Annotated in this window: 18 protein-coding genes; 10 read left to right on the top strand and 8 right to left on the bottom strand. The window is 74.2% G+C overall.

Features of this window, described 5'->3' with window-relative positions:
* The first annotated feature begins 14 nt into the window (after positions 1-14).
* From ACFXGI_RS08575 to ACFXGI_RS08530, 10 genes are all read left to right on the top strand, one after another.
* Positions 15-2,021 carry a BTAD domain-containing putative transcriptional regulator gene (locus ACFXGI_RS08575; protein ID WP_384704704.1) on the top strand — a complete coding sequence of 669 codons (2,007 nt, stop codon included), beginning with the start codon at positions 15-17 and terminating at the stop codon, positions 2,019-2,021.
* 82 nt (positions 2,022-2,103) lie between these two features.
* Positions 2,104-3,411, top strand: a complete 1,308-nt coding sequence (gene purB / locus ACFXGI_RS08570; protein ID WP_384704703.1) for an adenylosuccinate lyase — start codon at positions 2,104-2,106, stop codon at positions 3,409-3,411.
* Positions 3,398-3,802, top strand: a complete 405-nt coding sequence (locus ACFXGI_RS08565) for a GNAT family N-acetyltransferase (protein ID WP_030152790.1) — start codon at positions 3,398-3,400, stop codon at positions 3,800-3,802. The genes purB and ACFXGI_RS08565 overlap by 14 nt, the downstream gene beginning before the upstream one ends.
* Positions 3,803-3,880: 78 nt before the next feature.
* On the top strand, positions 3,881-5,617 hold the full coding sequence (locus ACFXGI_RS08560; protein ID WP_384704702.1) for a hypothetical protein: 1,737 nt from the start codon (positions 3,881-3,883) through the stop codon (positions 5,615-5,617).
* Positions 5,607-7,097, top strand: a complete 1,491-nt coding sequence (locus tag ACFXGI_RS08555) for an amidase (RefSeq protein ID WP_384704701.1) — start codon at positions 5,607-5,609, stop codon at positions 7,095-7,097. The genes ACFXGI_RS08560 and ACFXGI_RS08555 overlap by 11 nt, the downstream gene beginning before the upstream one ends.
* The gene (locus ACFXGI_RS08550; protein ID WP_384704700.1) at positions 7,094-8,665 is read left to right on the top strand and encodes a glutamine synthetase family protein; all 1,572 of its coding nucleotides are present in this window, start codon (positions 7,094-7,096) and stop codon (positions 8,663-8,665) included. Before ACFXGI_RS08555 ends, ACFXGI_RS08550 begins: the two co-directional genes overlap by 4 nt.
* Positions 8,643-10,595, top strand: coding sequence for an FAD/NAD(P)-binding protein (locus ACFXGI_RS08545; protein WP_384704699.1), 1,953 nt, complete (start codon positions 8,643-8,645; stop codon positions 10,593-10,595). Before ACFXGI_RS08550 ends, ACFXGI_RS08545 begins: the two co-directional genes overlap by 23 nt.
* Entirely contained in the window at positions 10,595-11,134 is a 540-nt protein-coding gene (locus ACFXGI_RS08540; RefSeq protein WP_384704698.1) for a hypothetical protein, read from the top strand. Before ACFXGI_RS08545 ends, ACFXGI_RS08540 begins: the two co-directional genes overlap by 1 nt.
* A gap of 8 nt (positions 11,135-11,142) precedes the next feature.
* Positions 11,143-11,826, top strand: a complete 684-nt coding sequence (locus ACFXGI_RS08535; RefSeq protein ID WP_384704697.1) for a thymidylate kinase — start codon at positions 11,143-11,145, stop codon at positions 11,824-11,826.
* Positions 11,826-13,055 (top strand): MFS transporter, encoded by a 1,230-nt coding sequence (locus tag ACFXGI_RS08530; protein ID WP_384704696.1) that lies wholly within the window; start codon positions 11,826-11,828, stop codon positions 13,053-13,055. The genes ACFXGI_RS08535 and ACFXGI_RS08530 overlap by 1 nt, the downstream gene beginning before the upstream one ends.
* A 42-nt stretch (positions 13,056-13,097) precedes the next feature.
* Here the strand turns inward: ACFXGI_RS08530 and ACFXGI_RS08525 are convergent, their stop codons facing one another.
* From ACFXGI_RS08525 to ACFXGI_RS08490, 8 genes are all read right to left on the bottom strand, one after another.
* Entirely contained in the window at positions 13,098-14,333 is a 1,236-nt protein-coding gene (locus tag ACFXGI_RS08525) for a GNAT family N-acetyltransferase (protein WP_384704695.1), read from the bottom strand.
* Positions 14,334-14,383: 50 nt separating this feature from the next.
* Positions 14,384-15,433, bottom strand: a complete 1,050-nt coding sequence (locus tag ACFXGI_RS08520; RefSeq protein ID WP_384704694.1) for a methyltransferase domain-containing protein — start codon at positions 15,431-15,433, stop codon at positions 14,384-14,386.
* Positions 15,430-16,365, bottom strand: coding sequence for a TauD/TfdA family dioxygenase (locus tag ACFXGI_RS08515; protein WP_384704693.1), 936 nt, complete (start codon positions 16,363-16,365; stop codon positions 15,430-15,432). Before ACFXGI_RS08515 ends, ACFXGI_RS08520 begins: the two co-directional genes overlap by 4 nt.
* A gap of 6 nt (positions 16,366-16,371) precedes the next feature.
* Positions 16,372-17,697 (bottom strand): biotin carboxylase N-terminal domain-containing protein, encoded by a 1,326-nt coding sequence (locus ACFXGI_RS08510; protein WP_384704692.1) that lies wholly within the window; start codon positions 17,695-17,697, stop codon positions 16,372-16,374.
* Positions 17,698-17,764: 67 nt separating this feature from the next.
* Complete coding sequence (locus ACFXGI_RS08505) at positions 17,765-18,529, bottom strand: metallophosphoesterase (protein WP_384704691.1); 765 nt, start codon at positions 18,527-18,529, stop codon at positions 17,765-17,767.
* Positions 18,526-19,638, bottom strand: coding sequence for a phosphonopyruvate decarboxylase (aepY, locus tag ACFXGI_RS08500; protein ID WP_384704690.1), 1,113 nt, complete (start codon positions 19,636-19,638; stop codon positions 18,526-18,528). The genes ACFXGI_RS08505 and aepY overlap by 4 nt, the downstream gene beginning before the upstream one ends.
* Positions 19,635-20,489 (bottom strand): isocitrate lyase/phosphoenolpyruvate mutase family protein, encoded by an 855-nt coding sequence (locus ACFXGI_RS08495; protein ID WP_327132970.1) that lies wholly within the window; start codon positions 20,487-20,489, stop codon positions 19,635-19,637. The genes aepY and ACFXGI_RS08495 overlap by 4 nt, the downstream gene beginning before the upstream one ends.
* Entirely contained in the window at positions 20,489-21,190 is a 702-nt protein-coding gene (locus ACFXGI_RS08490; protein WP_384704689.1) for a class I SAM-dependent methyltransferase, read from the bottom strand. The genes ACFXGI_RS08495 and ACFXGI_RS08490 overlap by 1 nt, the downstream gene beginning before the upstream one ends.
* Positions 21,191-21,195 lie beyond the last annotated feature (5 nt).

Raw genomic sequence — 21,195 nt, 5'->3', positions numbered from 1 at the left:
ACGGGGGCCATCACATGCTGGACGATCTCCAGTTCGATGTATTCGGTCCGCTGACCGTACGGCGGAACGGAGAATTATTGGAAATTCCGCGGGCCAAGCACCGCGTCGTTCTCGCGGCCCTGCTGCTGCACGCCCCCCGCACGCTCACCGCGGAGGAGCTCATCCAGCAGCTGTGGGGCGGGGAACCCCCGCTGACCGCGCGCAAGACCCTGCAGGGGTACATCGCCCGCCTGCGCAAACTGCTGGGCGCAGATGCGGTCGTCAGCCGGGCCTCCGGCTACGCGATCGCAATCGGAGCCGAGCGGCTCGACCTCGACCGCTTCAATACCTTCCTGCAGAAGGCGGAACTCACCACCGAACCGGCCGAGCGCGCCCGGTTGTTCCGGTCGGCGATGCAGCAGGGCAACGGGACCCCGCTCGTCGACATCCCCTCGGAATACCTCCAACAGGGCGACGGGGCGGCCCTGCTTGAACGCTGGCTGAATGCCACGGAAAGCTGGGCCGACGCGGAAATGGCGGTGGGTCGTCACGCCGACGTACTGCCCCGGCTCAGGGCGCTCGTATCGGAACACCCGTTCAGGGAAAGCGCGTGGGGCCGGCTCATGACGGCCCTGTACCGGGCGGGCCGCCAGGGCGAGGCCCTCGCCGCGTACCAGGAGGCCCGGCGGCTGCTGGCGGAGGAGCTCGGAGTGGAGCCCGGCGAGGAACTCCGCGCCGCGCACCGGCGGATACTCGCCGGGCCCACCCGGTCCGGTACGGACCCGGTGCCGGCCCGGCCCGGCCCCGCCGGCCCCCGCCCGGGCGGCGTCGCCGACGTCCCCGCCCGCCGGGGACGTCCGTACACCCTTCCGCCGCGCCTCGCGGAGTTCGCCCGGCCCGGCATCGAGGCGGACCTGATCCGGCGGCTGCGCGACGTCTCCCGGGAGGGCGCGGAGCGCACCGTCCCGCAGACCCTCGACCTGTACGGGGCCGCGGGCGTCGGCAAGACCACCATGGCGGTCCGCGTCGCCCACGCCGTCAGCCCCGCCTTCCCCGACGGCCAGCTGTACGTCGAGCTCCAGCGCGGCGACGCCTTCCGCGAACCGGCGGACGTGCTCGGCGAGTTGCTGCGGGCCCTGGGCGTCGACCCCGGCGCGCTGCCCGCCGACTTCGGCGAACGGGTGGCCCTGTACCGGGGGCTGCTCTCCCACCGGCGCGTGCTGATCGTGCTGGACGGGGCGCGTGACGAGGCGCAGGTACGGCCGCTGCTGCCGGCCTCGCCGACCTGCGCGGCCGTCGTGACCAGCCTGGAGATGCTGTCCACCCTGGGCGGCACCCGGCACGTGCGCCTCGGACTGCTGACCGCGGCGGAGTCCCGGGAGATCCTGGCCCGGATCATCGGCCGCGAGCGGGTGGCGGCCGAGGAGGGGGCCGCGCAGGACCTGGTGCGGTTCTGCGGCCGGCTGCCGCTGGCCATCCGGATCGTCGGCGCGCGTCTGCTGGAGCGGCCGCACTGGCGGCTGGAGACGCTCGCCCGGCGGCTGGAGTCGGAGCGCAGGAGGCTCGACGAGCTGGCGGTCGGCGACCTCGGCGTGCGCGACAGCCTGGCGGTCGGCTACGCGGCGCTGGACGCCCCGGAGCGCAGGGCGTTCCGGCTGCTCAGCCTGCTGGAAATGGCCTCGTTCCCGGTACGGGTGGCCGCGGCCGCGCTCGGCCTGCCGGACGACCGTACGGAGGAGACCCTGGAGCGGCTGACCGCGCAGCACCTGCTGGACGCCGACTTCGTCAAGGGCAGCGGGGTGCGCTTCTCGTACCACCCGCTGGTCCGGCTGTACGCGCGGGAGCTCACCTTCGACGTGGACCCGATGCGGAGCCGGCACGGGGCGGTGCAGAACGCGCTGGCCGCCTGGTACGCGAGACCGGCCGGAGCGCTCGTCCCGCTGCGGGCCACCCCGTCCGCGGGCGGCCCGGCGGCCCGCGCCGAAGCCGTCGCCGCGGCCGGGGCCGGCCTGTTGCCACCGGAGCTCGGTTTCACCGCCTGAACCCGTACGCCTCACGAGCCTTACCCCCCACGTCCCGTCCCCCGCCATGCCGCCCGACGGGGAGATCCGAGGAGAACCGACCTTGATCGAACGCTATTCCACTCCGGAGCTGGCCGAGCTCTGGACCGAGGAACACAAGTACGCCACCTGGACGCGCGTCGAGGTACTGGCGACGACGGCCCAGGCCGAACTCGGCATCGTGGACCAGGCCAGCCTGGCCGACATCCGCCGCGCCCCCGTCCCCGCCGTCGCACGGGTCCGCGAGCTGGAACTCACCCGCGACCACGAGATCCTCGCGTTCCTCGCGGCCTACACGGAGCCGATGCCGGCCGCATCCGCCCGGTGGGTGCACCACGGGATGACCAGCTACGACCTCGTCGACACCGCCCTCGGACACCTCCTGGCCCGCTCGTGCGACCACGTGCTGAACGCCGCCCGCACCTTCGCCGGACTGCTCGCGGAACGTGCCCTGGAGCACTGGGACACGGTGTGCATCGCCCGCACCCACGGCATCCACGCCGAGCCCACCACCTTCGGCCAGAAGCTCGCCGTGCACGCCTTCGCCCTCCACCGCTGCATCGCCCGGCTGACCGCCGCCCGCGCCGCCGTGGCCGTCGGCACCCTCTCCGGTCCCGTCGGCACCTACGCGCACATCTCCCCGTACGTGGAGGAATGGGTCTGCGGGCAGCTCGGCCTCGGCGTCGAGCCGATGCCCACCCAGGTCGTGGCGCGCGACCGGCACGCCGAGCTGCTCTCCGCGCTCGCCGTGACGGGGGCCGTCGTCGAGCAGTTCGCCCTGGAGATGCGCATGCTGCAGCGCACCGAGGTCGGGGAGGTCGACGAGCCGCGCACCAGCGCCTACCAGGGGTCGAGCGCGATGCCGCACAAGCGGAACCCGACGACCAGCGAGCGGCTGTGCGGTCTCGCCCGGATCCTGCGCTCCAACGCCGGGGCGGCCTACGAGAACGTCGCCCTGTGGCACGAGCGGGACCTGGCGCACTCCTCCGTGGAGCGGGTCATCCTGCCCGACAGCCTGACCGTGGCCCACTACCAGCTGGTCTCGGCGGCCGCACTGCTGCGCGGGCTGCGGGTGTTCCCCGAGCGCATGGCCCGCAACATCGACACCACCCGGGGCCTGGTCTACAGCTCGGAGGTGTTCCTGGACCTCGTCGACGGGGGCCGGGACCGCGAGGAGGCCTACCGGCTGGTCCAGGCCGCCGCCACCGAGGCCTGGGAGCGCGGCACCAGCCTGGCCGACGGCCTCGGCTCCCGCGGTGTGGACGTCACCGCCGATCACATGGACCCGCGGCGCTTCCTCGGAAACCGCGACCACCTCAAATCCCGACTGGACGAACTGAGCAAGGAGCTGCAACAGCATGTGGAAGTGTGAGCCCGTCGTCGGTGCCAGCCTCGACGTCGCCGAAGTCACCGCCCTGTACCGCGCGTCCACCCTCGGCGAGCGCCGTCCCGTCGAGGACGTCGAGCGGTTCACCCGGATGCTGGCCGGCGCCAACCTCGTGATCACCGCCCGCCTCGACGGGCGGCTGATCGGCATCGCGCGCTCGATCACCGACGGCTCGTACGTCACGTACCTGAGCGACATCGCCGTGGACGCCGAGTTCCAGCGCCGCGGCGTGGGCCGGGACCTGATCCGGGCCACCCGGGAGGCCGCGCCGCAGGCCAAGCTCGTGCTGCTCTCGGCCCCGGCCGCCGTCGCGTACTACCCGCACCTCGGGTTCAGCCGCCACGAGTCCGCATGGACCCTCGATGCGCTCGGCTGAACCCGGGCCCCGCGGGGCGGGACGGTCCGCCGGCCGCGCCGCCCCGATCCCGAACCGCCGTCGAATGACGTTCCGTAGGTGACGACAATGCAGCTGAAGACGCCCGGATTCGATGCCCAGGTCAAGGCGGCCGCCGAACGGGCCCGCGCCTGCGGCCTGGCCGCCGACGCGATACGGATAGCGGCCACCCTCGACGGGATGGTCCCCGAACGGATCGGCCGAGCGGCCATGGGGCTCGGCGAGCGCGTGTACACGGAGATCGCCGAGTCCCAGGTCGCGGGCTTCGCCCCGACCGGCGGCCCCGGAACCACGCCGGACGACGGCGGCGGGGACCTGCTGGTGCTGACCGGGACCGGGCGGCTGCGCGTCGTCCCGGCCGGCACCCGGCCCGCCGGCCCCGAGGAGGCCGAGCCGCTCGGCACCCTCAAATGGCAGAACCGGCCGGAGTCCCTGGGCCGGCTGTGGGCGCTGGCCCAGGACGTCCAGCGGATCCAGTTCGAGGAGGTCCACCGCTGGCTCGCGCAGCAGGACGCCGATCGCGTCCGGGCGAGGATCGACGCCGTCGGCCACGCCCTGCTCCACATGGCCCCCGTACTGCTCTACGTCGGCGACCGCTTCTACAGCAACCTCGGCAAGTTCAGCAATCTGCCCGGCCGTTCGCTGGCCGCCGGGGCCGAGCGTTCCGTACTCACCGCGCTCCGGGAGGCCCCGGCCGCACGGTGGGCCCCCGAGGACGCCACCTTCGTCGTCTGCCTGCACGCACTCATCAGCTCGGGCTCCCCGGTCCGGGCCGAGGAGTTCAACGGCGTACAGCTCACCCCCGACCTGCTCGCGGGCTTCCTCCGGGAACGCATCGAGACGTACGGGGCCCCGGTCCCGGATCTCGCCGGCCTGCCGACGGGCGCCGCCCTCGACGCCCTGGCCGCGGCCTGCGCCGCCGCCCGCGCCGAGCGGTTACGCGGCGGCGCCGTGTTCTACCGCGAGATCAACGGCGCCTCGCTGCACAAACGCGAGCGGATCATGGCCGAGCCCCTCGGCTGGGACGAGCTGCCGGCGCCGGTGGCGGGCCTGCTCTCCGGCGCCGCGGGCCGCCCCTTCCCCGTGGCGGCGGCGCCCGCGACGGTCCGGGCGTATGCCGAGGAGGTCGTCGAGCGCGTCGTACGGCTCGCCCCGCCCGCCGGGTTCACCAGCGCGTACGAGGGATTCCTGCACCGGTTCTTCGAGACGCTGGCCGGAGCCCTGGACTGCGACGTCGTGATGGGCCGCGGCCCCAAGAGCGTCGCCGTCCTGCACAGCGGCCACCCGGCCGAGGACCGGATCGCCCTGGCCACCCGCGATTTCTACTGCTGCGTCGCACCGGGCGCCGCGTTCGCCCGGAAGTTCGCCGAGGACCGGGCCGCCCTCGCCCGCACCCTCTCCGCCTACAGCGCGCGGATGCGCTACAACACCTGGCACTACCTGCCGCACAGCATGTCGTGGACCGAGGAGACCCCGGGCCGCGAGGACTGGTTCTTCGCGCCGATGACGGCCGACATCACCAACTGGTCCGACCAGCACCACACCGGGCACGTCACCTTCGGCGTCCGTCACGCCCTGCGCATCCCGCTCGGCATCGTGCTGGAGGGCGCGTACCGCCCCGGCCTCTACGACCTGCGGCTGCTGCGCACCTCGGGCGCCGAGTTCGAGCGGGCCGACCTGCGGGCGGCCATGGTGGCCGGGCGGATCCAGGCACTCCTGCACCAGGCGGCCGCCGACCGGGGCCTGGAGGTCCGCGATTTCGACAACGGCTGGTACCGGGATTTCCATGGCGCCTGACCTGCCCGCCGCACCCGGCCCGTCCGAACCGCCGTACGCCGGCATCCGCGCGCTCCGCGCGGCCTACGGGGACGGCAGCCTGCTGCCCTCGGAGCACCTGGCCGCCACCTTCCGCCTGCTCGACCGGTGGGAGCCCCGGATCGGCGCCTTCCTCACGCTCGCCCGCGAGCGCGCCACCGCCGAGGCCGAGGCCGCGGACCGGCTCCTCCACCGGTACGGGAGCGCCGTCTGGCGGGACCGGCCGCTGCTCGGCATGCCCGTCTCCGTCAAGGACCTGACCCCGACGGAGGGCATCCGGACCACCCGCGGCTCCCTGCTGCACGCCGACGCCGTGCCCGGCCGGGACGCCCCGGCCGTGGCCCGGCTGCGGGCGGCGGGCGCGATCGTCATCGGCAAGACCAACACCTCGGAGGGCGGATGGAGCGCGGCCGGCGTGAACCGGCTGCAGGGCCCGACCCGCAATCCGTGGGACCCGGCCCTGACCCCCGGCGGCTCCAGCGCCGGCGCGGCCGCCTCGGTGGCCGTGGGCATCGGGGTCGGCGCCACCGGCACCGACGGCGCCGGGTCGATCCGCATCCCCGCCTCCTTCTGCGGGGTCGTCGGCTTCAAACCCTCGCTGGGCCGGATCCCGTACGTGCCCCAGAGCCCGGACGAGCTGTCCCATCTGGGGCCGCTGACCCGGAGCGTGGCCGACGCGGCCCTGCTCACCCAGGTGATGTCCGGCCACGACGCCGCCGACCCGCTGTCCTACGGCGCATCCGGCGAGCCGGCCGGGGATCCCGGGGAGGCGGCCGCGCGGATGCCCCGCCTGCGCATCGGCTGGATCCCCTCGCTCGGCGATCCCGCGCCGCGGCCCGGCATCGCGGCCGTCGCCCGGCAGGCAGTGGAGGCGCTGGCGGCCCGGGGGCACGAGGTCGAGGAGATCCCGCCGCCCTTCGAGGACCCGTACGCGGCCCTGGAGACGATCCTGGCCGGCTGGGAGGCGGCCGCCCACCCCCTGGACCTCGACGAGGTCGCCGGCCGCCTCGACCCGGGCCGGCTCCGCGTCATCCGGTACGGGCGCACGCTCAGCGCCGCCCGGCTGGCCCGGGCGTACGAGGCGCGCGCCGTGCTGCGGGCCCGCAGCACGGCCCTGATGGAGCGGTACGACCTGCTGGCCATGCCGACCGTGGCCATCGCCCCGTTCGCCGCAGACCGGCACGAGCCGCCCGACCCGGTCCCCAAGGGGGTCCTGTCCTGGCTGGCCTGGGCCCCCGAGGCCTACACCTTCAACCTGACCGGCCAGCCCGCCGTGTCCGTCCCGGCGGGGCTCTCGCCCGAGGGCCTGCCCGTCGGCCTGCAACTGGTCGGCGGGCGACGCGAGGACCTGCGGGTCCTGGCCGCCGCGTACCAGCTGGAACAGGCCCGCCCCTGGCACCACCACTACGCGGCGCTCTCCGCGCGATCGCCGCAGCCGGAACCGGAAAGGGAAACGACATGACCGAGGCCATCACCGCCCGCGAAGCCGACGAGCGCCGCTACGCCCGCTTCGCCACCGGCAGCGTGGGCTTCGTCGAGCGCCACGGCCTGTGGAGCGCGGACCGGCGGGCCGCCGCGGCGGCCCTGGAGGAGACCCTGGCGGGCCTGGAGTTCGTACGGGTCGGCTTCGGAGATCCGCACGGGCTGATGCGCTCCAAGACCCTGACGGTCGAGGCCTTCCGCACGGCGCTGCGCAACGGCATCGACATGAGCCCGGGCCCCTTCGTCTTCGACACCGGGCACGCCGTGGGCGTCGACTTCTTCGCCCCCGGCGGCGGCATCGGCGTACCCGAACTGACCGGAGCCGGGGACTTCCTGATCGTCCCCGACCCGCTCACCTTCAAGGTGCTCCCGTACACCGAGGCGGCCACCGGCTGGGTCATCGCCGACGAGTACCTGCGCGACGGCACCGCCCACCCGCTGTCCAGCCGCGCCGTCCTGCGCCGCCAGTGCGACCGGGCCGCCGAGCGCGGCCGGCGGTACGTGGTCGGCCTGGAGGTGGAGTGGTACGTGACCCGGCTGACCGGCGCGGAGCACGGGCCGGGGGCCGCCGCGAGGGCCGCGGCGACCGTCGGCGGATTCGGCGTCCAGGGCGAGCCGCCCGCCGTCGAACCGGTCAACGGCGGCTACCAGTTCAACCTCGACACCCTCACCGACGGCCTGATGCACCTCGTCACCCCGCTCGCGCGCGCCCTGCGCGAGCTCGGACTGCCGCTGCGCACCGTAGAGCACGAATCGGGGCCCGGACAGCTGGAGTTCACCTTCAGCCCGATGAACGGCCTCGACGCCGCCGACGCCATGCTGCTCTTCCGTACGATCGCCAAGCAGATCTGCGCCCGCCTCGGCCACCACGCCTCCTTCATGTCACTGCCCCGGCTGGAACGCTTCGACCCGAGCGGCTGGCACCTGCACCAGTCGCTGTTCGACACGGCGGCCGACCGCAACGCCTTCGTGCCACCGTCGCCCGAGGACGGCGCGCTGCTGTCGCAGGAGGGCCTCGGCTACGTCGCCGGCCTGCTCGAACACGCCGCGGACACCGCGCTGTTCTGCATTCCGACCGTCAACGGGTACCGGCGGCTCGACGCGCGGTTCTCGCTATCCCCGGACCGGATCGTGTGGAGCGCCGAGAACCGGGGCGCGCTGGTCCGGGTCCTCGGCGGCCCCGGCGAGGAGTCCACGCACGTGGAGAACCGGATCGGCGAGCCCTGCGCCAACCCGTACCTCTACCTCGCCGCACAGCTCGCCGCCGGTCTGGACGGCATCGAGCGCGGGCTGCGGCCGGGCGCCCTCGCCGAGGACCCGCACGCCCCGACGGCGGCCGCGCTGCCCCGCGACCTCGCGGAGGCGGTGGCGGCGATGGAGGGCAGCGCCCTGGCCCGGGACCTGCTGGGCAAGCCGCTCCAGGACTGCCTGGCGCAGCTCAAGCGGAGCGAGGTGGCCCGGTTCGGGGAGTGGCTGGCCGTCGCGGGCCCCGCCGGACCGGGGGAGACCACCGCATGGGAGCACCGTGAGTACTTCGCCTCGTACTGACGAACACCGTCACGGGGAGGGCCGGCTGACGGTCTGCGTCATCGGGTCGGGCCCGCGGGGGCTGTCCGTCCTGGAGCGGCTCGCGGCCAACGCGGACGAGCTGCTGCCGGCCGGGGTGCGGCTGCGGGTCCACCTCGTCGACCCGCGCCCGGGCAGCGGCCGGGTGTGGCGCTCCGACCAGTCGCGGCACCTGCTCATGAACACGGTCGCCTCCCAGGTGACCCTGTTCACCGACGACAGCGTCACGATGGACGGCCCGGTGCGGCCCGGCCCCGACCTGGCCGCCTGGGCCGCCGACCCCGCCCTGCACGGCGGGGCCTCCCCGGCCGGGGAGGAAGTGCCGGGCCCCGACGGCTATCCGACCCGGGCCCTCTACGGGCGCTACCTGGAGTGGGTGCTGCGCACGGTGGTCCGGCGGAGCGCGGGGGACATCCGTACGCACCCCGCGCGGGCTGTGCGGCTCGACGCGGACACCTCCGTGCCGGGCCGCGACCGGGTGATCCTGGACGACGGCACGGTGCTGTCCGGGCTCGACGCGGTGGTCCTGGCCCAAGGGCACCTGCCGGTCTCCCCGACCCCCGCCGAGGCCGCCCTCGCGCGGTTCGCGGCCCGCCGCGGGCTCTGCTACCTGCCCCCGGGGAACCCGGCGGAGGCCCGGCTCGACGGGATCGCACCCGGGGAGCCGGTCCTGCTGCGCGGCCTCGGGCTCAACTTCTTCGACCACATGGCCCTGCTGACCGAGGGCCGCGGCGGGGCGTACGAGGCCAAGGACGCCGGGCTGGTCTACCACCGCTCCGGGCGCGAACCCGTGCTGTACGCGGGCTCCCGCCGGGGTGTGCCCTACCAGGCCCGAGGGGAGAACCAGAAGGGCGCGCACGGCCGCCACCTCCCCCTCGTCCTCACCCCGGCGACGGTGGCCCGGCTGCGCCGGGGCCCGCGGCGGCCCTGTTTCCGGCGCGACATCTGGCCGCTGGTCTCCCAGGAGGTCGAGACCGTCTACTACGCGGCCCTGCTGCGGGCCGACGGCCGCCCCGAGGCCGCGGCGCGGCTGCTCGAACGGAGCGCGGCCGGGCCCTGGACCCCGTACGACCGCGACCGGCTGCTCGACGCGCTGGGCGTACCGCCCGGGCGGTACTGGGACTGGGAGCGCGTCGCCCGGCCCTGCGGGGAGGGCGTCTTCGCCGACCGCGCCGCGTTCACCGGCCGGCTGCTGGAGCACCTGCGCCGGGACGTCGCCGAGGCGAACGCGGGGAACGTCGACGGCCCGTACAAGGCGGCCCTCGACGTACTGCGCGACCTGCGCAACGAGGTGCGGCTGCTGGTCGACCACGGCGGGATATCCGGCGCGGACTACCGCGACGAACTGACAGCCCGCTACGGGCCGTTGAACGCCTACCTCTCGATCGGCCCGCCGCCGCGCCGGATCCGGGAGGCGATCGCGCTGATCGAGGCCGGTGTGCTGACCGTCCTCGGTCCGGGGGCGGAGTTCGGCGCGGACGAGGCCGCGGGCCGCTTCACCGCCCGCTCGCCCCGCGTCGGCGGGGACGCGGTGCACGCGCGGGCGTTCATCGAGGCGCGGCTGCCCGAGCCCGATGTGGCGCGCACCGGGGACCCGTTGCTGGGGTACCTGTACGCCACCGGCCAGTGCGTCCCGTACGTGATCGACGACGGGCGCGGCCCGTACCGGACCGGCGGCATCGCGGTCACCGAGCGCCCGTACCACCTCATCGACGCGGCCGGCGCCGCGCACGAGCGGCGCTTCGCGTACGGCGTGCCGACCGAGGGCGTGCACTGGGTGACGGCCGCCGGGGCCCGGCCGGGCGTCGACTCGGTGATCCTCGGCGACTCCGACGCGATGGCCCGCGCCGTCCTCGGCCTCGCCCGCGGGGCGGACCGCCGCCACGACACCCTGACGAGGAGCGCCACCTGATGGGCCGCCCGAGCACGACCCCCGACACCGGTCTCCTCTCACCGGTCCGGGCCGCCGCCGCCACCGGGGAGGCCCTCACCGACACCGCCCGGGCCCAGGCGGTGCTCGAAGCCGAAGCCGAAGCCGAAGCCGAAGCCGAAGCCGAAGCCGAAGCCGCCCCGGCCCGGTCCCGGCTGGGCACGCTCGCCGGCCATCCGGAGTACGCGCGGCCGGTGTCCGCACGAGCGGAAGCAGACTTGGACGGGGGTGCGGACGCCGGGGAGCTGATCGCCGCCTTCGCCGCCGAGACGGGGCCCGCGGAGCCCGTTCTGCCCTGGCACGCCCTGCGCACGCCGATCGGCGACACGGGCGCCGTCCTCGGGCATGCCGCGGCGGCGCTCGGTAAGTTCGCCACCGATGTGCAGACCCCGGCCCGCACCGAGCTCGCAGAGGTGGCCGAACCCGCCGGGGCCGTACCACCGCGGCAGCACCCCCACCACCGCATGACTTCCGCACGGCGATGGCCCGTGGCGGATCTTCCGAAGGGATGCGAACAGTGATCGTTGCGATGGACGGACCCGACGGCGCGGGCAAGAGCACGCAGGTCAAGCGGCTGCAGAGCTGGGCCGAGAGCCAGGGCCTGTCGTTCCGCGTCGTCGGCAAGTGGCAGGTGTTCGAGGAGTCGGAGGTGCCGCAGGCCCGCTTCCTGCGCGGCACGACCCTCGACGAACTGCGGGTCTGCATCGCCGAGATGCCGAACCCGGCCCGGATGCTCTTCCTCGGCTGGCTCAACACCCTGGCCGCCGAGCGCGCCCGAGCCGCCGAGGCGGATCTCGTCGTCCTCGACGGCTACTGGGTCAAGCACGCGGCGACCGAACTGCTGGCGGGCTGTCCCGAGGAGCTGGTGGACGCGATCGTGCACGCCATGGCCCCTGTGGACAGCGTCGTCTTCTTCGACGTCACCCCCGAGGAGGCACTGCGCCGCAAGAAGGGCGACATCACCCCGTACGAATGCGGCCGGGACCCGCAGTGCCGGCCGGAGAGCTTCCTGAAGCACCAGGCCGCCGTCCGGGACGTCATGCTCGACTGGGCGGCCCGGCGCGGCTGGGACGTCGTACGGGCGAACACCGCCGAGGCGGCGGCGCAGCAGCTGCGCAAACTGCTGGCACCCAAGCTGGGCGTCGAGGTCAACCCCCGCCCCGCGGTGGCCGACCCCCGCACCGCTGTCGCCGACACCCCGGCGGGCCACTGATGCTGCGCGACGGACGGAGCCTGAGACGCGGCCTGGCGGCCGCACTGTTCGTCCGCTACCTCGGGGCGGGCAGCTGGGCCCCTCTCCAAGTCCTCTTCTTCGTCCGGTCCGTGGGCCTGTCCACGGGCAACGTGGTCATGGGGCTGACGGCGGCCGGGCTCGCGGGCCTGGTCGCCGGGCCGGTCGTCGGCCGGCTCGCCGACCGGTTCGGGCCGCGCGAGGTGGGCATCGCCGGGCTGATCGCCCAGGCGGTCGCCGCGGGCGCGCTGCTGCTGGTGGAGGGCATGACCGGATTCCTCGTGGTGATCACCCTGATCGCCCTGGGGCGCGGCGCCTTCCCCGCGATCAGCGGGGCGCTGATCGCGTACGTCGGCGGTGAGGACCGGGTGGCGTACCGGGCGCGGATCTACTCCCTCCAGAACCTCGCGATGGTCTCCGGTTCGCTCCTCGGCGGCCTGGCGCTGCAGGCCGACACCCGGACCGCGTACGTGATCGCGATCTGCGCCGACGTCGTCTCGTACCTCGTCGCGGCGGTGCTGGTGGCCCGGCTGCCGCATCTGCCGCCGATCCCCAAGGAGCCGGGGAGCAGAGGGCACTACGCGCTCACGGACCGCCCGTTCCTCGCGGTCAGCGTGCTCGCGGGCACCCTCGTCATGTTCGACGTCTTCATGACGGTGCTCATGCCGGTGTGGATCGCCGAGTACACGAAGGCGCCCCGCTGGACGGTGTCGCTGGTCTTCGCGCTGAGCTGCGCGCTGGTGGTCCTGCTCCAGACCAAGGTCGCCAAGGGGGTCGAGACCCCGCGCGACGGGGCGCTGGCCATGCGGCGCAGCGGCCCCGTCATCGCGCTGGCGATGGGGATCGTCTTCGCCGCCGCACACGTGCCGATGTACGCGGCGATGGGGCTGATCCTGCTCGGCGCGGCGGCGCTGACCTTCGGGGAGATGCTGTTCACGGCGGGGGAGTACGCGCTGTCGTTCGGGCTGGCCCCCGAGCACGCGCAGGGCGAGTACCAGGGCGTGTTCTCCGTCGGGGTCGGCATCGGCGGCGCCGTGGCGCCGACCGTGCTGAACGCGCTGTGCCTGAGCGCGGGCCCGCTGGGGTGGGCGGTGCTCGTCACGCTCATGGTCGCGGCCGGGGCGGCGGTGCCGCCGGTGGCGGCGATCGCGGAGCGCGGCCGTGACCAGCGGGAACGGGAGAGGGAACGGGAGCCCAGACCGGCCGGGTGAGCGTCGCGGCCGGTCTGGGCCGTCTTCGGGGCGCGGCGGGGGCTACCGGCCGCGCGCGTCCACCAGGTGCGCCACCCGCGACTCGATCCCCGGGTCGTGGGAGGCGAACTCCTCGCGCCGCGCCTTCTCCTCGGCGCGCACGCGGTCCAGGACCGGACCGCTCCACGGGGCGTCGAGGACGACCCCCCACAGGGGCTGGAGCCGGGCGGCCCGGGACACCTTGGCCTGGAAGGCGTCGCAGCTCAGGTCCACGCAGTGGTAGCCGTGGGCCGCCGCGTACTTCACGGCCTCGTAGTAGGTGAGGTTGAAGTAGAGCTTGGCCTCGCGGGCGATGGAGTCGTCCAGCCCGTGCGAGCGGGCGTACATGGTGCTCCCCCAGAAGAAGTACTGGGTGAAGCCCACCATCCGGTCGCCCTGGTAGGCGCCCAGGATCCGGCAGTTGTCGTCGAACAGCGTGGCCTGCTGGGCGAAGCGCTCCGACTCGCTCGCGTCGGTGACGGGGTGCCCGTACCGGATGAGCACCTGCGCGGAGAGCGGGCCGAGCAGGTGGTGGCACTCGGAGAGGCGTTTGACCTCGGTACGGCAGCCCGCGTCGGTGTAGCGGCGCATCTCCCGGCGGATGGAGGTGAACTGGTGCGAGGTGAACCGCCTGCGGTAGCCCTCCAGGCCGTCGGGGTCGACGGGCAGGACGGCGGTCGCGTCCATCATCACCACCCGGTCCCGGGGGCCCAGGTGCGGCAGCAGCCGCTCCACCGACTCGTCGGTGAGGTAGAGCAGCGCCGCGAGGCCGCCGTCGTCGGCGCCCAGCGCGCGGAACCGTTCCAGTACGGTCCGTACGCCCGCCGCGGCGATCGGTGCGGCCGTGCCGGGGGCGACGATCACCTCGCTGGTGTAGCCGAGGCGGGTGCCGCCGAGGAGCAGCGGGCGCTCGGGCGTCGCCGGCTCGGCGGCGCCGGGGAACAGGACGGCGGGATCGTAGAAGTGCGGGACCTTCCCGGTGAAGCGGTGGGTGGGGAGCCCGACCGTGTACGAGCCGCCGGAGGCGGCGACCAGGTGGCGGGAGCCGGCGTCGGCCAGCTCCTCGCCGTAGAGCAGCCAGCGGTGGGTCGAGTAGAGGGCGGCGTCACCCGCGAGTGCGTTCCACCGGTCGGTTTCCGCGTCCCGTATCGAGGTGAGCTCGACGAGCTCGGGGCTCCGCGAGCCGTTCCCGTCGTCGCCGGTGCCCCGCGTCCCGCCGTTGCCCGCGCCGTCCGTCCCTGCCGTCCCTGCCGTCGTCACGCTGCGTCCTTCCCGATCGTGATCGAGTGCGCCGGCCACGCTAGCCACCTTCACCCGCCCGTGCGGTCGAGGACACGAAAGTCGGCCATCCCGGCGTCGATCCGCAGATAGGCCAGTCGGGCGGCCGTCGCGCCACGGCTCGCGTACATGCCGACGGCGGCCGCGGTGAGCTCCTCGGGGTCGGCCTGCGGGTCGGTCTCCAGGTGGTCCGAGACCGTGGTCTGGACGAGATCGGAGTCGGCGTCCACCGCCATCCGCTCGGTCAGCGTGACCGTCAGTCCGTAGCCGTTCTCCGCTGCCCAGGACCGCAGTTCGCCGTCGGTGACGAGCCGTTCGCCCGCCTGGAGGAGGAGCGCGGTCAGATGGGCCGTGCCGTCCGCGGCCAGGTGCCGGGGGAGTCCGGCGAGGACCCGGCGCCCGACGCCGAACCCGTCCTCGCCGCCGTCGTGGGCGGCCTCCTCGCCCGGGGCCGCGAGGGTGGGCAGGAAGGGGATGTTCGCGATGACGTGGTCGTACGGCCGCGTACCGGCCGGGAGCGGCTCGTACAGGTCGCCCACGAGGACCTCGATCCGGTCGGCCACCCCGTTGATCTCCGCGTTGATCCGGGCCACTTCGGCGGTCTCGGGCAGCAGCTCCACCAGTGTGGCCCGGGCGCCGCCGCGGGCGGCCACCAGCCCCTGGAACCCCGGCCCGGAGCACAGGTCGAGCACCCGCGCCCCCGCCCGGAACCCGGTCCGCCGGGCCAGCGCGACGGAGTCCCGGCCGAAGTAGTGGCGAACGGGGAAGGGGCTCGGCGGTTCCGCGAACAGCCACACCCCGGCGGAGCGGAACAGGCTGACGTCGAGCAGCCGGACCTCGTCCCCGCGCCGGTGCGCGACCCCGCTCCCGACCAGGGCCGGAAGTGCCCCGGCGAGGGCGGGCGGCAGCCGGTCGGCCGCCACGGGCTCTCCGAGCAGCAGGAACCCGGCGAGGGCGCGCAGCTCCCCGTCGAGGCCGCGGGCGCCGGCGGCCCACTGGCGGCGGTCCACCGAGTCCCCGGGGAAGTCGGCCAGGAACTCGGCCAGGCCGAGCCGTTCGAGCTCGGCGACGACCCCGGTCACCGGACGGCCCCGGCGTCGGTGTCGGCTCCGGCGACCGCTCCGGTGTCGGACCCGCCCGGCGCCGGGAGTCCGATCCAGGTGCGGAGCATCAGCCGCCCGCCGTCCACCGGTTCTTCCTCGTCGAACGCGGTCCGGCCGTGCACGATCGACCGGTTGTCGATGAAGATCATCTCGCCCGGCGCCAGCCGCCCGTGCGTCTGCAGATCGCGCCGCTCCAGCAGCGAGTCCAGCAGGTCCAGCGCTTTGACCTGCTCGGGTGTCAGCTGCGGCACGTGCGCGTGCCGGTGTCCGATCTCGATGTAGTCCCGCAGGTAGTACATGCGCTCCCGGCCGTCCTTGAACTCCAGTACGGGCCGCTCGGTCGTGAGCGGCACCCCCGGCGTGTCGTCCCGGGTGTCGAAGTGGACCGGCAGCCGCAGCGCCGCCAGCTCCTCGGGGTGGCCCCGGAGGATCTCCAGCAGATCGCTGACGTGCACCGTGACGAGGGCCCCGCCGCTGGAGGCCTGCCGGACGCAGAACAGCGTGAAAATGTCCGGAAGCCGCCCCGGCCGGTGCGCCGCGTCCGTGTGCAGGCTGCCGCCCTGCCTGCTGTCCGAGTAGCGGCCGGTCGCGCCCTCGCCGAGCCGCACCCCCCGGTCCCGTACGTCCCGCAGCAGCGCTCCCGCGCCGTCCTGCGGCAGCAGCTCCCCGGCCAGCCGGGAGACGGCGACCGTGAACCGGCGGGCCTGTTCCTCGCTCAGGTGGTCCAGGCCGCTCAGGACGAAGTAGCCGGGCCGGGCGTCGAGGTGGCGCCGTACGTGGTCCCCGAGGGTCTCCCCGAACTCCCGGTACCGGTCCGCGCGTACGTCCTCCTCCCCGCCCTCGGCGACGGCCGTCGCGAGCGCGCGGTCGACGGGGTGGCGGACGGTCGAGAACGGATCGCTGCTGTTCATCTCAGATCAGACTCCCAAGGCCTGGCTGCCGAGGCGTTCCGGGACCAGCCCCGAACCCCGCAGCCACACGGCTATCTCTTCCGCGCACGTTCCGACCCCCGACACCCCGCTGCCCTCGACGGCCCGCAGCACCGCCCCGGCCGCCGCCCCGCGGTTCCCGCCCAGGGCCAGGACCTGCGTGACGATGTTGTCGAGGACGACCGGACTGCGCACGTCCAGCGCGCAGTTGTACGTCACCCCCGGCTCGGGCGCCAGCTCCAGGGCGGTGATCCGGCCGGGCGCCCCGCCCGCCGCCGGCTCGATGAACAGGCGGCCCTCCATGCAGTGCGCGTCCCGGTCGACGCGGATGCTGCCGGGGGCGGGCAGTGCGCCCCGGGCCAGCTCCATCTGGAGGGCCACCACGTCCAGGCCGGTCTGCGCCTCACACATCCGGTAGGCCAGCGGCAGCCGCCCGTTGACCTCGAGGAACCAGTGGCGCCGGCCGCCGGCGCCCCCGTCGGATGCCGAGCCGACGATGAACTCGACCGTCGCCACGCCGCGCAACCCCATCCCGGTGACGAGCCGGGCCGTGTCCGCACGCATCCGCTCGACCAGTTCCGGGGCCACGCCCCGGACGGGCGAGGCCTCCAGCAGCTTCATGCTGCCGTCGACCAGCAGGCTCTCCCGCTCGCCGAGCGCGTGCACGGTTGCGGCCGCGTCCACGGCGACGGTGACCCCGACCACCGCCCCGTGCTCCACGTACCGCTCGGCGTACCAGCCGTCGCCCTGATCACCCTGGCCGCCCTCGTCAGCGCCGATCAGCGCGAGCGCCTGCTCCGCCTCCGGCTCCGTCCGCACGATGCGCACGCCCAGGCCCCCGCACCCGGTGACCGGCTTGAGGATGACCGGCAGGCCGATGTCCGCGACCAGCTTGGCGATCCGTTCGTGCCCGGTCGCGTGCGGCAGCACGGGCAGGCCCAGCCGGTCGGCGGTGGCGACCGCGTGGTCCTTGTCGCGGGCCGCCGCGAGCACCTGAGCCGTCGGCCCGACGAAGGCGATGCCCGCCGCGGCCAGCCGCTCGGGCAGCTCCGGGTCCTCGGCCAGCGCCCCGTAGCCCGGGTAGACGGCGTCGGCGCCGCAGCGCCGGGCCGCCTCGACGATCCGGCCCGCGTGGTCGTACGTCTGTGCGAGCCCGTCGCCTTCGAGGTACTCGCACCCGTCCGCGGCGAGCGCGTGGAGGCGCTGGGGGTCCGATGAGGCGACGACGGCGATCGGCGACCAGCCCAGCGTGCGGAAGGTGTCGACGGCCCGGGCCGCGATCGCACCGCGGTTGGCGATCAGGACTCTTCTCATGGCCTTCTCCCAGCACCTCTCGTGGCAATCGGTGGCAATCGGTGGCTCGCGGTGGCTCCCGGTGGCTTCAGCGCTCGGGACGCGGCTGCCCGAGGGCCCGGTAGTGCGTGACCAGCCGCCGCCGGTCGTCGAGTACGTGGAAGGCCAGCGCCGGGGCCAGCTCGTAGTCCACGGCGGGCCGCCCCTCGAAGGGCAGCGGGACGGTCGAGGCCACCCCGGGCGCCACGAGCAGCGGACGCCCCGCGAACGTCGTGGCCGCGGCGACGTGCGCGTGACCGCACAGCAGGGCCACGACCTGCGGATGCCGTTCCAGCACCGCGGCGAGGCGCTCCTCGCCGAACTGCCGGACCCGGTCCACGTACGGGGTGTGCAGGTCGACCGGCGGGTGGTGGAAGCAGACGAAGACGGGCAGCTCCCCGCCCGCGGCGGTCAGCGTCTCGTCCAGCCACCGCAGGGTCGGGTCGCCGAGCAGGCCCTCGTCGCTGCCCGGGATCGTCGAATCGCACAGCAGGAAGACGGCTCCGGGCGTGCGGACGACCTGGTTCAGCTCCTGGTCCTCGCGCGGGGCGTCGAGCAGCCCCACGCGGAACGGGCCCCGCCGGTCGTGGTTGCCGGGCAGCACCAGCACCGGGTACGGCAGGTCGAACAGCTTGCGGGCCTGCGCGTACTCGTCCGCCGTCGCGTGGTCGGCGATGTCACCGGTGACGAGGACGGCGTCGATGGGGCCGGGCATGTCGCGCAGGTGGTTCATGACCGTCAGCGCGCGCTGCGTGGCGCGCTCCGAGAGGTCCAGGTGCAGATCGCTGACATGGGCGATGACGGTGGTCGTCACGGCAGGTCTTCCTTCCGGGCTCGGGTCGCCGCGGCCTGGAAACGGGCCCTGACCTCGGCGTTGGTGTGCGCCGAAGTTACCCGCGGGGGCGTGGGCCCACCCCTGCCGATGTGCAGCGCCACCAGATGCGGGCCGGGCCGCCCCTTGATCTCCCCCAGATGGGCGGTGACTTCCTCGGGCGTACGGCAGACCGCGCCCGTGCGGTAGCCGGCCGCGAGGGCCAACTCGTCCCAGCGCACGGCCGTGGTGCGGGTGCGCTGGCCGCCGGTGGAGTCGTACGCGCCGTTGTCGAGCACGAAGTGGGTCAGGTTCGGCGGTTGCCGCTCGCCGACGAGCGCGAGCCCGCCGAGGTGCATGACCGCGGCCCCGTCGCCGTCGATGACCACGACGTCCTGGTCGGGGCGGTTCAGCGCGGTGCCGAGGCCCAGGCCGATGGCATGCCCCATAGACCCCTGCATGTAGAAGTTGCGCGGGTCGTCGACGACACCGAACAGCTCCCGGCTGATCATGCCGGTGGTGCTGTAGACCAGCGCGTCGCCGAGGTGCCCGGCGATGAAGGACACCGCGTCGCGGCGGTCCATCCGCGCGTCCGGGGCGGGCGCCGCCGCCGGGTGGGCGCCGACGGTCTTCGCGGGTACGAGGACGACGAAGGAACGGTTCTCGCGCCGGGCCGCCTCCGCCCGGTCGAGGAGTCCGCCCAGGCTCTCCTCGGTGGGATCGAGGATGCCGTGGGCGACTCCGAGGGCCTCCAGTACGCCGATGGTCCCGGCGCCCATGGCCGCGTGGTGCGGTTCGTCGTCCTCGGCGCGGGGCCAGCCGCGCAGGCTGACGAAGAGCAGCAGCGGGATCCCGTACGCCATGGTGAGCGAGGTCAGCGGGTCGAGGAGGTTGCCGAGCCCCGAGTTCTGGGCCAGCACCACGGCCCGGGTCCCGCCCAGCTCGGCGCCGGCGGCCATGGAGAGCGCGATGCCCTCGTTGGGCGCCGGTACGTAGCTCTCCCGCTGTTCCAGCACCGCGAACGGGCCCTTGAGGAAGGAGCACGGCACCCCGCTGAAGAACCCGTACCCGCGGCGGTCCAGCTCCGCGCAGAAGAACTCGGCGCTGATCATGCGCTCCACTCCTCCCACCGGTTCACCTGCGTGAGGCCGAACAGCTCCTTCATCGGGGCGATGGTGTCCTCGACCCCGCCGGTGCCGCCCTGGAGCCGGATCTCGCCGAGGACGTCGCGCATCGCGGAGACCGAGGCGCGCAGCGCGTGGTTCGCGTAGATCACCATCGAGACGCCTGCCGCCTCGGCCTCGGCGAGGTCCCAGTGCGGATAGGTGGTCGGTACGACGACCACGGGCGTGCGGGCCTGCCAGGCCTGGAGGAACTCCAGGATCTCGATCGGCGTGGACTTCTTGGAGTGCATGAGTATCGCGTCGGCCCCGGCGTCCGCGTACAGGTGCGCGCGGCGCAGCGCCTCGGCGAGCCCGGCCCCGGCGATGAGCGCCTCGACGCGGGCGATGACGGTGAAGTCGGCGGTGGTCCGGGCCCGTACGGCGGCCTGGATCCGGCCGGCGAACTCGCCCGCGTCCTCCAGGTTCTGGCCGCCGCCGAGGAAGCTGTTCCGCTTGGGGAACACCTTGTCCTCCAGGCAGATGCCGCCGATATCGGCCGCCTCGAACTGGCGGACCGTACGGACGACGTTGATGTTGCCGCCGAAGCCGGTGTCGCAGTCCGCCAGCAGCGGCAGCCCGGTCGCCTGGTTCACGTGCGAGCAGGCTTCGAGCAGCTCGGACATGGTCAGCAGGCCGAGGTCGGGCAGGGCCCGGGAGGCGGAGATCTCGAAGCTCGAAGCCCACAGGCCGTCGAACCCGGCCTCCTCGACGAGCAGGGCGGTCAGCGCGTCCCGGGATCCGACGATCCGGGCCAGTGCCCTGCGCTCCAGCAGTTCGCGCAGTCGCGTCGCCTTCGACACTATTCCCCGGCCCTCTGCGCGAAACGGCCGTGGTGCGTACCCGCCACGTCCTCCCCCGCCGACTCGAACACGCAGTGCCAGTGGAAGGAGCCGGGCGCGGCGTGCTCGGCGTCGGTGGCGCCGAGCAGACGGAACCCGGGGTGCAGGCGCAGCAGGTCGGTGGCGTCCACGTACAGGTGCGGGTGCACCTTGTCGTCGGCTGCCCCGGGCTGGCGGAAGGTGTTGGGGCTCACCTCGGTGCCGCGCCCGTACTCGCCGTTGCGCTTGGAGAGCATCGTGGACTGGTAGACGCCGCCGGGGCGCAGGACGCGCCGGACCTCGTCGAGCACGCGGCCGAGCCCGGCCTCGTCGTTGTGGTAGACCACGTTGAAGGCGAGGACGTAGTCGAAGCTGTCGTCCGCGTACGGGAGCCGGCCGAAGTCGCCGATGTCGAGGGCGACCCGCACCCCGCGCCTTTCGCTCTCCTCGCGGGCCGCGCGTATCGCGGCCTCGCTGGCGTCGGTGCCGGAGCTGGTGAACCCGGCCTCCGCGAACCAGAGGGCGTGCCGGCCCACGCCGCAGCCGAGGTCCAGTACGTCCTGCGCGCCGAGCTTGCGCAGTCGCGCGGCCTCGTCCACGACCCACGGGTGCGGCCGCGACCAGTCGCCTGTGCGCCCGCTGTCGGTGCGCCAGACCTCGTCCCAGTAGAGATGGGCTGTCATCGGAT

The organism is Streptomyces sp. NPDC059355 (assembly GCF_042752335.1).
Classification (GTDB): Bacteria; Actinomycetota; Actinomycetes; order Streptomycetales; family Streptomycetaceae; genus Streptomyces.
This window is presented reverse-complemented; position numbering and strand designations above follow the sequence as displayed.

What these genes read in the sequence shown, in the direction of transcription:
- ACFXGI_RS08575 (WP_384704704.1), top strand. Translation starts at nt 15, where the DNA reads ATGCTGGACGATCTCCAGTTCGATGTATTCGGTCCGCTGACCGTACGG.
- ACFXGI_RS08565 (WP_030152790.1), top strand. Translation starts at nt 3,398, where the DNA reads ATGTGGAAGTGTGAGCCCGTCGTCGGTGCCAGCCTCGACGTCGCCGAA.
- ACFXGI_RS08555 (WP_384704701.1), top strand. Translation starts at nt 5,607, where the DNA reads ATGGCGCCTGACCTGCCCGCCGCACCCGGCCCGTCCGAACCGCCGTAC.
- ACFXGI_RS08550 (WP_384704700.1), top strand. Translation starts at nt 7,094, where the DNA reads ATGACCGAGGCCATCACCGCCCGCGAAGCCGACGAGCGCCGCTACGCC.
- ACFXGI_RS08540 (WP_384704698.1), top strand. Translation starts at nt 10,595, where the DNA reads ATGGGCCGCCCGAGCACGACCCCCGACACCGGTCTCCTCTCACCGGTC.
- ACFXGI_RS08535 (WP_384704697.1), top strand. Translation starts at nt 11,143, where the DNA reads ATGGACGGACCCGACGGCGCGGGCAAGAGCACGCAGGTCAAGCGGCTG.
- ACFXGI_RS08530 (WP_384704696.1), top strand. Translation starts at nt 11,826, where the DNA reads ATGCTGCGCGACGGACGGAGCCTGAGACGCGGCCTGGCGGCCGCACTG.
- ACFXGI_RS08515 (WP_384704693.1), bottom strand. Translation starts at nt 16,365, where the DNA reads ATGAACAGCAGCGATCCGTTCTCGACCGTCCGCCACCCCGTCGACCGC.
- ACFXGI_RS08510 (WP_384704692.1), bottom strand. Translation starts at nt 17,697, where the DNA reads ATGAGAAGAGTCCTGATCGCCAACCGCGGTGCGATCGCGGCCCGGGCC.
- aepY (WP_384704690.1), bottom strand. Translation starts at nt 19,638, where the DNA reads ATGATCAGCGCCGAGTTCTTCTGCGCGGAGCTGGACCGCCGCGGGTAC.
- ACFXGI_RS08490 (WP_384704689.1), bottom strand. Translation starts at nt 21,190, where the DNA reads ATGACAGCCCATCTCTACTGGGACGAGGTCTGGCGCACCGACAGCGGG.